Annotated in this window: 11 protein-coding genes; 7 read left to right on the forward strand and 4 right to left on the reverse strand. The window is 73.1% G+C overall.

What is annotated here, in order from left to right:
• Positions 1 to 9: 9 nt before the first annotated feature.
• The 6 genes from dapF to ACFV20_RS16010 all read left to right on the forward strand — a co-directional run bounded on the left by dapF (position 10) and on the right by ACFV20_RS16010 (position 6,784).
• Complete coding sequence (gene dapF / locus ACFV20_RS15985; protein ID WP_385656751.1) at positions 10 to 876, forward strand: diaminopimelate epimerase; 867 nt, start codon at positions 10 to 12, stop codon at positions 874 to 876.
• Positions 873 to 1,958, forward strand: coding sequence for an aminotransferase class I/II-fold pyridoxal phosphate-dependent enzyme (locus tag ACFV20_RS15990; RefSeq protein WP_385656754.1), 1,086 nt, complete (start codon positions 873 to 875; stop codon positions 1,956 to 1,958). The genes dapF and ACFV20_RS15990 overlap by 4 nt, the downstream gene beginning before the upstream one ends.
• Positions 1,958 to 3,337: a hypothetical protein gene (locus tag ACFV20_RS15995; RefSeq protein ID WP_385656757.1), complete on the forward strand. Its 1,380-nt coding sequence runs from the start codon at positions 1,958 to 1,960 to the stop codon at positions 3,335 to 3,337. Before ACFV20_RS15990 ends, ACFV20_RS15995 begins: the two co-directional genes overlap by 1 nt.
• Positions 3,334 to 4,677 (forward strand): MFS transporter, encoded by a 1,344-nt coding sequence (locus ACFV20_RS16000; protein WP_385656760.1) that lies wholly within the window; start codon positions 3,334 to 3,336, stop codon positions 4,675 to 4,677. The genes ACFV20_RS15995 and ACFV20_RS16000 overlap by 4 nt, the downstream gene beginning before the upstream one ends.
• On the forward strand, positions 4,670 to 5,431 hold the full coding sequence (locus ACFV20_RS16005; protein ID WP_385656763.1) for a PIG-L deacetylase family protein: 762 nt from the start codon (positions 4,670 to 4,672) through the stop codon (positions 5,429 to 5,431). Before ACFV20_RS16000 ends, ACFV20_RS16005 begins: the two co-directional genes overlap by 8 nt.
• 78 nt (positions 5,432 to 5,509) lie before the next feature.
• A complete protein-coding gene (locus ACFV20_RS16010) occupies positions 5,510 to 6,784 on the forward strand; it encodes an acetyl-CoA carboxylase biotin carboxylase subunit family protein (RefSeq protein ID WP_385656765.1) in 1,275 nt (424 codons plus the stop codon).
• Between the two features lie 90 nt (positions 6,785 to 6,874).
• Here ACFV20_RS16010 and ACFV20_RS16015 read toward each other — a convergent pair whose 3' ends face one another.
• The 4 genes from ACFV20_RS16015 to asnB form a co-directional block, all read right to left on the reverse strand.
• Positions 6,875 to 8,032, reverse strand: a complete 1,158-nt coding sequence (locus ACFV20_RS16015) for a diiron oxygenase (protein WP_385656768.1) — start codon at positions 8,030 to 8,032, stop codon at positions 6,875 to 6,877.
• A 38-nt stretch (positions 8,033 to 8,070) separates the two neighbouring features.
• The gene (locus ACFV20_RS16020) at positions 8,071 to 8,358 is read right to left on the reverse strand and encodes a PqqD family protein (protein WP_385656771.1); all 288 of its coding nucleotides are present in this window, start codon (positions 8,356 to 8,358) and stop codon (positions 8,071 to 8,073) included.
• The gene (locus ACFV20_RS16025; protein ID WP_385656774.1) at positions 8,359 to 9,138 is read right to left on the reverse strand and encodes a hypothetical protein; all 780 of its coding nucleotides are present in this window, start codon (positions 9,136 to 9,138) and stop codon (positions 8,359 to 8,361) included.
• A gap of 97 nt (positions 9,139 to 9,235) precedes the next feature.
• Positions 9,236 to 11,431: an asparagine synthase (glutamine-hydrolyzing) gene (gene asnB, locus ACFV20_RS16030; RefSeq protein ID WP_385656777.1), complete on the reverse strand. Its 2,196-nt coding sequence runs from the start codon at positions 11,429 to 11,431 to the stop codon at positions 9,236 to 9,238.
• Between the two features lie 441 nt (positions 11,432 to 11,872).
• Between asnB and ACFV20_RS16035 the strand changes: the two genes are divergently transcribed.
• Positions 11,873 to 12,949 (forward strand): hypothetical protein, encoded by a 1,077-nt coding sequence (locus ACFV20_RS16035; RefSeq protein ID WP_385656780.1) that lies wholly within the window; start codon positions 11,873 to 11,875, stop codon positions 12,947 to 12,949.
• Positions 12,950 to 12,962 lie beyond the last annotated feature (13 nt).

Here is a 12,962-nt window from a genome sequence, read left to right on the forward strand (position 1 = left end):
TTTCCGGCCATGGACTTCGCCAAGTACGAGGCGCTGGGCAACGACTACATCGTCGTCGACCCGAGCGGCACGGACTTCGTGCCGCTGCCCGAGCACGTCCGGCTGGCGTGCGACCGCCACCACGGCCTCGGCGCGGACGGTCTGCTGTACGGACCGCTGCCGGCCGAGGACGGCTTCGGGCTGCTCACCTTCAACGCGGACGGCTCCGTGTGCCCGCAGAGCGGCAACGGCCTGCGGATCCTCGCCCGGTACCTGCGCGAGTCCGGGCACACCGACGCGGACACCTTCACGCTGCACTCGTCCGCCGGCCCCGCCACGGTCCGGGTCCTCGACCTCGGCTCCGGCACGGTGAGCGCCGACCTCGGCACGGCCTCGCTGGACAGCCGCGCCGTCGGGGCGGCCGGCCCCGCCCGCACCCTGCTGCGCGAGCCCCTGCTCGCCGCCGGTGAACCGTGGGAGGTCACCTGCGTGCAGCTCGGCAGCCCGCACTGCGTGATCCCCGTACCGGACCGGACCGCCGACGAGGCCCTCGCCCGCACGGTCGGCGCGGCGGTGCGCGACCACGCGCTGTTCCCGGACCGGATCAACGTCGAACTCCTCGACGTGGTCGACCGGGAGACCCTCCGGATCGAGATCTTCGAGCGGGGCGCCGGGTACACCCTCGCCTCCGGCAGCAGCGCCTGTGCGGCCGCCGTCGCCGCGCACGCCCTGGACCTCACCGGCCCACGGGTCACAGTTCACATGCCCGGGGGAGAGGTCGAGGTCGGCATCGCCGCGGACGGCACGGTCACCCTCACCGGCGTGGTCCGCCCGGTGCTGCGGGGCCACTGGGCGGCGGGCATCGGGCAGCGGCTGGCCGAGGGGGCGCCCGCATGAGGCGGGCCCGCCCGGGCACCGGGTACCCGATGCGCCGCTGGGTCTTCGAGGACGCCAGGGGCCGCTACGACATCGACCTCGGCGACAGCCACGTCGACTGCTCCACCGTCGGCGACCTGCCGTGGCCGGCCGACCTGGTCCTGGACTACGGCACCGACGCCGGCGGCGACCGGCTCCGCTCGCTCGTCGCGGACGCCTACGGCCGGGACGCCGGCCACGTGGGCATCACCCACGGCGCCCAGGAGGCCCTGTACCTCCTCTACCGGGCGCTGCTGCGGCCCGGTGACCACGTCGTGGTCTTCACCCCGGGCTGGCAGCAGGCCCGCGCGGTCCCGGAGGCGCTCGGGTGCGAGGTCTCGTGCGTGGGCCTGACGGCCGACGGACGCCCCGACGTGGCCGCCGCCACCGGGCTGATCGGACCGCGCACCAGGGCGGTCGTGCTCAACTCGCCCTGCAATCCGAGCGGACGACGACTCGCCGACGACGACACGGAACCCCTGCTGGCCGCGCTGCGCCGGCACGGCGGGCACCTGCTGCTGGACGAGGAGTACGTGGCCGACCTCGCCGCCGGCTCCCTGCTCGGCCGCTACGAGCGGGCGGTGTCCGTCTCCAGCCTCTCCAAGGTCTACGGCTTCCCCGGGCTGCGGACGGGCTGGATGTGCGGTCCCCCGGAGCTGGTGCGTGCCGCCATGGAGCTCAAGCACCTCACCACCATCTCCAACTCGGTGCTCACCGAGCGGCTGGCCGCCGAGGTCCTTCAGCGCCGGGAGCACTGGCTGGAGCGGTACCGGAAGCTCACCTCGGACGGATACCGGGTCCTGCGCGCCTGGGCGGCCGGGCACGAGGGCGCGGTGCGCGTCATGGAACCCGAGGGGACGCCGTTCGCCTGGCTCTCGCTGCACACCGGGGAGACGTCGCTCGCGCTGTGCCGGCGCGTCCTGGACCGGGGCCGCGTCCTGCTGATGCCCGCCGAGGTCTTCGACAGCGAACAGGGCCTGCGGGTCACCTTCGCGCGCGCGGAGTCCGTGCTGCGCGAGGGCCTGGACCGGCTCGGTGCGCTGCTCCACGACCGGAGCGGCTGATGGGAGTTCGGGGAAGGGCCGGCCGGGCGGACCCGGCCGGCCCGGACGAGGCCGCGGTCCCGGCGACGGAGCCGTCCGGCGACGTTGTGGACGCCCGCGCGGCCGCCGCGCTGTTCGACGGCGTCCACGGCGCCGACGGCCTGTGGCGGCCGGTGCGCCCCCTGCTGCTGCCCGCCGCCGACTACCGCAGGACGGCGGACCTGTCCGTCCGCGCCGCCCGGCTGGTGCTGGACGCCGCCCTGCGCCGGGCCCGCACCGCCGGTGAGCTGCTGACCGCGCTCGGCTCCCGGCCCGAGGCGTTCCCCCTGCTCGACCACGACACCCCGCTCGGCGGGCACCTGCTGGCCGCGATCCGCCCGGACATCCTGATGGAGCGCGGCACACCCCGGTTCGTCGAACTCAACGTCGACAGCGCCCTGGGCGGCGTGCTCCAGGCCGACCTGGTCGCGGACCGCTTCCTGCGGCACCTCCGTCGTGTTCCGCTGCCCGGCGGGCCCGCCCTCACCGCACCGCCGTCGGCCGTCGAGGCGCGGGCCGCGGCCCTGCGGTCCTTCCTCGCGCTGCCCGCGGGCGCCTCCGTCCTCCTCCCGCACTACCGGGTGGGCAACCTGCCGGGGCTGGCCGAGGACCCCGCCCGGTTCGCCGCGTGGCTCGCGCCCGTCTTCCACAGCGCCCGCCGCCACGGCATCGAGCTGTTCAGCCACCCGCTGGAGGACCTCACCACCGGCCCGGACGGCCGCCTGCGGGCCGGTGACCGCCCGGTGGACGGCGTGTTCCGCTCGTTCGTCGGCCACGGCCAGGGCGCGAGTCCCGGCCTCGCGGCGCTGGCCCGTGCGGTGTCCACGGGCGCCGTGCGGATGTTCACGCCGGAGGCCACCATGCTGCTCACCAACAAGACGACACTGGCCTGGCTCTGGGAGGACCTGGACCGACTGCCGCCGCGGGACAGGGAGTTCGTCACCGCGCACATCCCGAGGACGGTCCGGCTGGAGCCGGCCGCGGGCCGAGACGCCCCGCGCGAGGCCCTGACCGGCCGCTCCGGCCTCGTCCTCAAGCCCGCGGACGGTTTCGGAGGCCGCGGCGTCGTCGTCGGGGCCGCGGTGTCCGACGACACCTGGCGCACCGAGGTCGAGCGGGCGGCGCGCCAGGGCGGCCACGTCCTCCAGGAGCACGTCGAACCCGACCGGGTCCGCCTCGGCTTCGTCCACACCGCCGGCGGCGAGGTCACCCACGCCGAGGTCCCCTACGTCCTCGGCCCGTTCCTGTACGGACTGCGCGCGTCCGGGGTGCTGGTGCGGCACGGCACTCCCTCGGCGGGGCCCGTGCTCAACGCCGGCGCGGGCGTCGTCATGAACAGCGTTCTGCTGGTGGGGGCGTGAGACGGCCCGTGCGTGCCTCCCCCAAGCGGTCCGCCCCGTCGGCACCGGCGGACCGGAGCCTCGGCGCCCCGTTCCGGATCTTCCAGGCGTCCGTCCTGGGCTCGAACCTGGCGGACGGCGTCTACCTGGTCACGCTGCCGCTGCTGGCCCTCTCCCTGAGCGGCTCGGCGCTGGTGGTCAGCGCCGTGGGCGTCGCCCTGCGGGCGCCGTGGCTGCTGCTGATCCTGCCCGCGGGAGTGATCGTCGACCGCTGCGCGCCGATGGCCGTCATGAACGGGGCGTCGAAGGCCCGCTTCCCGCTGGTCGCCGTACTCGGCCTGCTCGCCTGGGCCGGCATGCTGCCGGTGTGGGCGCTGGTGGCCGGCGCGTTCCTGATCGCGGCGATGGGTACCTTCGTCGACCTCGCCGCCCAGTCGCTCCTGCCGCGTCTGGTCACCCCGGAACTGCTGCCCAGGGCCAACGCCAATCTGCAGTCCGGCCAGACCCTCGCCGCGCAGTTCGCGGGCCCGGCCCTCGGCGGCGTCCTCGCGTCGATGAACGGGGTGGGCTTCACCGTCGCGGCCGTGCTCTACGCGGGCGGGCTGATCGGCCTCGCCCTGCTCGACCGCCGGCCGGGCCCGTCCGGGGCGCCCACCCTGCCGGCCGCGCCCCGCAAGCCGGGGCCCGCCGGCCGCGGGATCGCGTCGATGGGGCGGGACCTGCGCGAGGGCGCCGCCTACTTCCGGCGGCGCCACGACCTGATCGGCCTCGCCGCCGTCGCCGCCACCGGCAACATCGCGTTCGCCGCCACCATGACCATGCTGCCCGTGTGGGTGGTCTCCCCGGGGCGGCTCGGCCTGCCGAGTTCGGCCATGGGCGTCATCGCCGCCGCCCCCGCCGTGGGCGGCGTGCTCGCGGGCCTGGTGGCCGCACGGTTGCTGAAACGCTTCGGCGGGCGGGCGGTCCTCGCTTTCTGCGCCCCCGCCGTGGGGCTGTGCCTGGCCGCGATCGCGCTGCCCACCCCGCCGGCCGCGTTCGCCGCGCTGGCCGTGTGCGGAGGGCTGATGGTCCAGCTGAACGTGATGAGCATGTCCCACCGGCAGTCGACCATCCCGGCCGCGCTGTTCGCACGGGTCAACTCCGTCTACCGGTGGATCATCCTCGGCGTCTCGCCCGTCGGCGCCCTGCTCGGCGGTCTCGTCGCGCAGTGGTCCGGCACCGCCGCGGTGTTCGTGTCCGGGGGCGCGCTGGCCCTGGCCGCGGGCGCCCTGCTGCCCGCCCTGCTCTTCCACCCCTCACCCCAAGGCCCCGACCGCCTTGCGGACCCCCGACCGACCGACGAGGAACTGACCCATGACTGAACAGCTCCAGGAGTTTCCCACCGACTGGACGCGGGCCCTGGCCATCGTCGCGCACCCCGACGACGTCGAGTACTCGGCCGCCGCCGCCGTCGCGACCTGGGTCGACGAGGGCAAGGAGGTCGTGTACCTGATGGCGAGCCGGGGCGAGTGCGGGATCGACGGCCTGGACCCCGAGAAGGCGGCGCCGATCAGGGAGCGGGAGCAGCGCGCGAGCGCCGCGGTCGCCGGCGTCGAGCAGGTGGAGTTCCTCGACCACCCCGACGGGCTGATCGAGTACGGCACCGCGCTGCGCCGGGACCTCACGCTCGCGGTGCGCCGGCACCGCCCGGAGCTGGTCTTCACGCTCAACCACCACGACCACTGGCGCGGCGTCTCGTGGAACACCCCGGACCACCGCAACGTCGGCCGGGCCGCCCTCGACGCGGCGGCCGACGCCGCCAACCGGTACCTGTTCCCCGAGGAGGGCCTGGAGCCCTGGGAGGGAGTGCGCTGGCAGGCGGTGGCCGGATCCCCGTACCCCACGCACGCCGTGGACGTCACCTGGGCGGTGGATCGCGGTGTCCAGGCGGTGCTGGAGCACGCCACCTACCTCCAAGCGCTGACCGACGAGGAGCCGGAGGCCTACGTCCGGGGTTTCCTGGGCCGCAACCTCGCCGCCGCCGGAGCGCGGTTCGGCGGCCGGCCGGCGGTGTCCTTCGAGGTGTTCCACCGCGACCCGTACCGGGTGCGCGCCGGCGAGGTCCACTACCGCTGAGCCCCGCCCGCCCGCTCCCCGCCCCGCCACCCGACCCCTTCCCGCCCCGACCTGGGACCGACCGTAGGGACACCGCTCGTGCACCTCGCCATCGTCGACGTCAATCCCCCCGCGGTGCAGGCCGTACGGCTCGCCAAGCAGGCGGGCCACCGGGTGACGTTCCTCCAGCCCGCGCTCACCCAGTACGCGCTCACCGGCGAGACCCTGAAGGCCGTACGGGCGGTGGACCGGCTGATCGACGGGATCGACACCACGGACCCCGTCGCCGTGCTCGAAGCGCTGGAGAAGTGCCACGCCGAGGTGCCGATCGACGTGGCGGTGACGTTCCAGGAGCTGGCCGCCGAGGCGGTGGCCGCCGCCTGCCGGAGCCTCGGGCTGCGCGGCACGGCGCCCGGCGCGGTGTTCACCGCCCGGCGCAAGGACCGGTGCCGGGCGGCGCTCGAGGAGGCGGGGGCGGCGTCCGCCCGCTGGGCGCTCGCGCTCGACGTGGACGAGGCGCTGGAGGCGGCCGGGCGGATCGGCTACCCCGTCGTGATCAAGCCGCCGTCCGGCAGCGCCAGCCTGCTCTCGTACGTGGCCGGCGACCCGCGGGAGGCGGCGGCGGCCTGCCGGAAGGTGCTGACCGGCACCGACGGGGTTCCGGCGCACTGGCGGTCCCAGTTCGCGCGGGGCGTCCTGGTGGAGGAGAAGCTGACGGGGCGGCTGGTGTCGGTGGAGATCGGCGTCCGGCGGGGCGAGTTCTTCCCGTTCTGCGTCACCGGCCGGTTCCGCGCACCGGAGAACGAGGTCGTCGAACTGGGCTCGTGCGTCCCCGCGGGACTCTCCCCGCGGGAGAGCGCCGAGTGCGTCGCCTACGCCGAGGAGGTCTGCCGGGCCATCGGGGCCGACCAGGGGATCTTCCACCTGGAGGTGATGGTGACCGAACGCGGGCCGGTGCTCGTCGAGTTCAACCCGCGGATCATGGGAGGCGGCCTGCCGCACGCCTACCGGCACGCCACCGGACAGGACATCTACGCGTCCTGGCTCCAGCTCATCACCGGGGAACCGGTCGACGTCCCCGGCGAGATCACCGGCTGCACCGCCGTGTTCGCGGTGGTCCCCCGGGACGGCGGACGGCTGCCCGGCACGGCCCGCCTCACCCCGCTCGACGGCCAGGACGACGTCCTGGAGGTCATCGGGTTCGACGCCTACCGGACCGGCCCGGGCGAGACGGTCGCCGCCGGCCAGGCCGTCGCCCGCTTCATCCTGCGCGCCGGGAACCGCCGGGCCGCGGTGGACAGGGCCGCGGAGCTGCTGGGCCGGCTGGAGGGGACGCTCGGCCTCCGGCTGATGTCCCGCGACCTGGACGCCTGAACCGTCGGGGCCCGCTCCCGCGTACGGCGGCGCGCGGCACCGGGCGGCCGGGAGGGGTGAACCGCAGGGCCCCGCCGCGCCGTACGGGGGTCAGAGCAGTCCGTACGCGCGGAACTCGTGCTCCACCATCGGGTCGTCCAGCACGTCCAGTGCCACGAAGTAGGAGATCGTCCGCTTGGCCGTCGCCCGGGTGTGCGCGGCGACGGTCTTCGCGTCGTACACCTCGGCGAGGACCTGTTCGGCGTCGTCGCGGGTGAGCCCGTAGCCCAGCAGCTCGGCGCGCACGGCGTCGGTGTCGGGCTGCAGGAAGGCCGCGATCAGCCGGGGCACGAGCAGGGCCGCCTCCCGCCGGGCGGACGGGTCCAGGGCGGCCCACAGGTAGCGCAGGAAGGCGGCGAAGTACACGTGGTGGCGTCCCTCGTCCGCGGCGTGGTCACGGATCGTCTCCCGCACGGCCGGCACGATCTCGCTGTCGACCGGCAGTTCGGCGAGGCTGGCCGAGATCAGCGTCTCCGAGACGGTCACGAAGAGCAGCTCGGCCAGGGCCCGGGTGTGCGGCGGGAGCTCCTGCTGGATCTCCTCCAGCCGCCGCAGGAAGTAGGGCTGCCCGGGCAGCACCGGGGCGATCCCGGTGGTGTCGCGGACCTGGCGCATCAAGTCCACCGAGAACAGGGCGTGGTAGGCCTCGTCGCAGTAGATCTTGTAGGCGTCGAAGCGCATCTCCTCGGGGAGTCCGACGCCGACGCTGCCCTGGGCGATGCCGAGCGCGGTGCGGTTGACCACCAGCGTCTCCAGCTTGGCGGTGAAGTCCAGGTAGCGGTAGAGGTGCTGGACGAGCACCGTGTCGAACAGCTCGGGGCGCAGCTCGGCGATGAGCGGGTGGCGTGCGACGGGCACCAGCTCGGGGGAGAAGTAGCGGGAGGCGTCGGAGGAGGGCGCGCTCAGCTCGCGCCGGGGCGACCGGCGGACGGTCGCCCGCTCCGCCCAGCGGCCGAAGGGGGAGCTGTAGGAGACGTCGACCTCCTGCCCGTCCGCCCCGGCCCCGGGTGTGAGGCCGGACGCGGGCCCGGCACCGGCGAACCGCCCTGCTCCGGAACCGGGTTCGGCACCTTCCGCACCTGCGACGGTCTCGGCACCCGCGACCGGTGCGGCACCGGCGACCGTCGCCGCACCGGCCGGGGCGAGTGCCTTGCGGGGGCAGTAGGCCAGGGCGGAGCACCCCACGAAGAGCCCGACAATCCCGCACATCGCATGGTTCCCAATCGTTGGTGAAGGTGGTGGAGGGGTCAGGTGTTCGGCAGGTCCAGGACGCTGACGTCGGCGAGCTGGCCGATCAGGTCAGCGGCGTCCGCGACCGCCTCGTCGACGTCGATGCCGTACTCCTCGGCGAGCAGGGCCCCGATGGCGGCCACCGAGCGCTCCCCGTCCACGCAGGCCAGGATGAAGGCCGCGGAGTCGGACAGCTCCATGGCGTTCGGTCCGACGGCGATGAGCGTCTTGTCACGGAACCGGCGGAAGCGCGCCGCCAGTCCGAGCCGGGGCACGACGTCGGCCGCCGAGGTGGTCAGGGACATTCAGATCTCCACCCTCATGGAAAGGAGCTTGCACAGGTACATCACGTCACGGACCCAGGTCGCCGGGTCGTCCGGATCGAAGTCGCGCATCGTCTCGACCGCCCAGTAACGCTCGTACGACAGCGCCTGCGGAGCGGCGGCCCGCACGCGCCGGGCCCGCCACTTCACCAGCCGGCCGCACTCGCCGTGCGCGGCGACCAGGGCGTCCACCGCGTGCCCGAACGCCTGGCGCACGGACAGCACCGCACTCGCCTCGTCGCCCGTGGCCAGCTGCCCGAGGGCGTCCTCCACGAAGTCGTCGGCGTTGGTCAGGCAGTGCGTCACCACGGCCGCCGCGAACGCCGACTCCTCGATCAGCCGCTGCTGCCGGCGCACCCACTCCTCGCCGTCCAGCGGGCGGCACACCAGCAGCCGCTCCAGCAGCTGCTCCTCGTCCCGGGTGAGCATCTGGCCGACGGTCCGGCCCTGGTCGAACTCCGCCCAGGACACCTTGGCGAGGATCTCCTCGACCTGGCCGGACGTCCAGTACTTGACCTCCCAGCGCCGTTCCTCGGTGTAGAAGTGCTCCGTGGGCACGTCGGGGTGGCTCAGCGGGACGCGGATCGTGCCGGAGGAGCTGCCGGTCCACGGCTTCTCGCCCACCACGTAGATGTCGAGGTCGCTGAGGTCGTTGCCCCAGCCGCGGGCGAGGGAGCCGACGACGAACGCGGAGTCGCGGCCGTCGGGCAGCAGTTCACGCCCGGCCAGTTCGTCCAGGCAGCGGGTGAAGTCGAGACTCATGCGGGCGTTGGCCTTCCGGGGCGCGGTCGTCAGGGGGGGGGCTGGACATGGCTGCCGGCCTGCCACCGCACGCGCCGGTGACAGGCCGGTGGCCCGGCTATTCGCTCGTCGGCGGGCCGGAGAGGGTGAGCAGGCCGAACTCGGCCGACTGGAAGAGCAGTTCCTCGACGTCGGCGAGATCGCACTCCGCGGCCGCCAGGAGCTCGCCGAGGGTGCGCTGCCCGTCGATGCCGTCGAGCAGCCGCTGCCACTGCGGCATCTCCTCGCCGTCGATGACGAACTGGATCTCGCCGTCGGTGACCAGGTAGCGCAGCAGCGGCTCCTTCTGGTCGGTGAGCAGCAGGACCGAGTCGTCCAGCGCGGGCACGAGCGCGTCGTGCAGGTCGGGCCGCCGCAGCACCCGGGCCTCGATGCCGTCGCGCTCCGCGTCCCAGTCCCCGACGATCAGTTCGACGGGGACGGGAGCGGGTACGGCCTCCACCGGCGGCGTGGGCGGCTGCTGCAGCATCACGTCCAGCAGGCCGAGGTTGACCGCGCGCAGCAGGAACTCCACGTGCCCGGAGGAGGGGTCCTGCTGCAGGGCGCGCAGGGTGGCACGCGCGTTGTCCGCGTCGAGGTACTCCTTGGCCCGCGGGCCGGACAGGGCCTCTTCGAGGAGGGCGTCGCCGTCCGCCGCGAGCATGCCCGCGAAGGCGCGGTAGGTGTGGCGGATGCCGTCGCCGTAGAAGAAGCCGACCTTGGTGCGCTCGGCGAACTCGGCCGGGAGCACCCCGTCGAGGCCGTCGCGCAGCAGGCGCTTGTCCCAGGTGAGCCGGGAGCGCAGCGACGGCGGGACGCAGGCGGAGAGTTCCACGAGACGGTGGTCCAGGAAGGGGACCCGGGCCTCGATGCCGCTGCCGGCGGCCGTCCGGTCCTCGTGCCAGCAGTTGTACTGCTGGACGTCGCGGTACTTCCAGCGCAGGTAACGCTCGTAGGGGTCCTCGGCGGGCGTCCCGCGGCGCAGCACCTCGGCCCGCACCAGCGGCTGCGGGGACTGCTCCCACCAGGCCGCGAGACCGCGGTGGCGGTGGCGGTCGTCGCGCAGGGCCATGCCGTCGATGCCGGCGGCGAACTGCTGCCAGTCGTCGCCGAAACTGGCCGTGTAGCCGCCGTTGAACTCGTCGCTGCCGCCGCCCAGCAGCATGCCCTTGATCTCCGGGAACCGGGCCTTGACGAAGCGGTACAGCTCCCGCTTGTAGAAGACCTCGGGGCCGCACTGGGGGCTCTCCAGCAGCCACAGCAGGTTCTTCCACTCCTGCGCTCCCGGCACGCGGGAGACGTCGAAGAGGACCTGGTGGTTGTCGAGCCCGTAGTGCCGGGCGACCCGGTGCCCGTACATGGCGTCCTCGTTGGCGAGGGTGCTGCCGTTGAGGGCGGTGAAGGTGCGGGGGCGGATGGTGCTCAGGGCGGCGATCGACGCGGAGTCGACACCACCGCTGAGGAAGAGGCCCACCTCGGTGTCCGAGGTCTCGCACTCGCGCACCGAGTCGGCGAGCGCCTGCGCGTACCGCTCGGTGAACTCGGCGGGGGAGAGCTCGCCGTACAGATCCCCGGTGCGGGGGAAGGACCAATAGCGGTGATTCTCGGTGCTTCCGTCACGCAGGTCGATCGTGACGATGGTCGCGGCCGGGACCAGTTCGACGCCGCGGAACCAGGTATTGGGGCCGCCCTCGACGAAATCCGGCGCTCCGGTGAGCGCCTGGTCGGAAAGGGCACTCTCCCAGTCGAGTTCGCGCGGGCAGGCCGGGTCTTCGAAGAGTGTCTTTATCTCGGATCCGAAGACCACGCGCTCTTTGTTCCGGTGGTGGAACAACGGCTTGATGCCGAACCGGTCGCGGGCGAAAAGGAGACGGTTTCTCTTGCGGTCGTAGAGGACGATCGCGAACATGCCGCGGACGTCGTCCAGAAACCGCAGTCCCTTTTGCTGGTAGAGATGGACCAGCACTTCGCAGTCGCCGGAGGTGCGAAGGCGGACACCGGAAGGCAGGGTCGCGGCCAGTTCGCGGTGGTTGTAGACCTCGCCGTTGGCGATGAGGATCACGTCGCCGTCGGGGCTGTGGATCGGCTGGCCGCCGTTCATGGGGTCCACGAGGGACAGTCGCGTGAAGGCCAGGCCGACCGGCCCGGTACGCAACAACTCCTGATCGTCGGGGCCTCGATGGGCCACGGCCCGCGCCATGCGACGCAGAAGGCCGTCACTGTCCGGCGAGAGCACCTGCCCGTCGGTGCGGGCCAGACCTGCAAGGCCGCACATATTCACCTCACTCGATCTCGGAGTACCCAGAAAAAGGATTTGCGCCGGGGCGCCGTGGTTTCAGAGAACCTCGGCACCCCGGCGCGCACATCACACGACCGTGATCAGAACGGTCCCGAAGGCAACCTTCTTGGTGGCCGGCTTGGTGTACTTCTTCATGTGGAATCACCTCCTTTTCCCGGGGAATAGGCGGGCCATCAGGTTCCGGTGACCGGAGCCCGTCGGCTTCGCTGGAACGACACTAAGCCGCCGGAGCCGATCAGCGCACCTTCACCATCCTGCAATGCATGATGCTGAGCTCGATGCGGACTGGTAGCAGCGGAGTACGGTGAACGACAATCACTAAGGCCAACTTATTGGATGGGGAGTTGTCTCGTGGAATCCACTGCAGCGAGCGGGTCTAGGTCGCCTATGGCGAATCCATGGAGTGGGCTGCCGCCCGTGGAAGTCCATTGCCATGGGTTCGGTGACGTCGATTTCTCGGACTTCACCAAGGTCGACCTCGCGCGCCTCGACGCCTGGTGCGCGAGCGAGGGCGTCCTCAGCCTGCCCACGATGTACCTCCACCGGCAGCAGCTCGCCGAGTTCGAGGCCTTCGTGCACGAGTACCACCGCATGCGGGGCGAGGGACTGCTGCCGCACGTCGCCGGCATCGCCCTGGAGGGGCCGCTGCTGGCCAGCCACGGCGGTACTCCCGCGTCGACCGTCTGGGCCCCCAGCAGACACGAGTGGGAGCGCCTCGCCGCCCTCGGACCGTACGGGCTGACGTACACCGTCCTGTCGCCGGACGCGTTCTCGCCCGCCTCCGAACTCCACGACGAGCCCACCGCCCGCGACACGGGCTTCGAGTGGCTCGTCCCGCTCCTGATGGCCCACGGAATCCGCCCCGCGCTCGGCCACTTCACCCGTGCCGATCCGCAGCGCAGCGCCGAACAGGTCGACGAGATCGTCGAGATGGCCTGGCAGAGCGAATGGAACGGCAACGGCGTCCGCGTCGTCACCGACCACCTGTTCAACGACATGCCGCTGCTGATCCGGCACGCCTTCCGCAGCGCCCGGGCGCGCGCCGAGCGGGACGCCGTCATCGCCTCCTACGACCTGCCCGGCTGGACCCTCGACCGGATGGCGCGGATCGTCGGGCCGGTCCCGGCCGCCATCATGCGCCAGGCGGCGGCCGGCCGGATCGGCGCCTGCATCAACTTCGACGGGGAGCACGTCGACCTGGCCATCGCGACCCGCGCCGTCCAGCTGATGGGCGTGGAGAACTCGATGATGATGACCGACCGTTGCGACTCCGCACGGCTCGGCGGCCAGGACCTGCACCACCGCGTGGACAACGCGCTCTGGTACCAGCAGGACGGCATCGTCGCGGCCGGCTCCGTGCCGCTGGCCCGCCAGATGGCCAACGCGCAGTCGCAGGGCCTGTCCCCCGAGGACGTCCGCACCCTCGCCGCCGGCACCGCGCACCGGGTGTTCGGACTGCCCGTCCGGTCGGAAGCCCGTCTCCCCGTCGCGTAATCCGAAGAAGGAG

Source organism: Streptomyces sp. NPDC059696 (genome assembly GCF_042733745.1).
Lineage (GTDB): Bacteria > Actinomycetota > Actinomycetes > Streptomycetales > Streptomycetaceae > Streptomyces.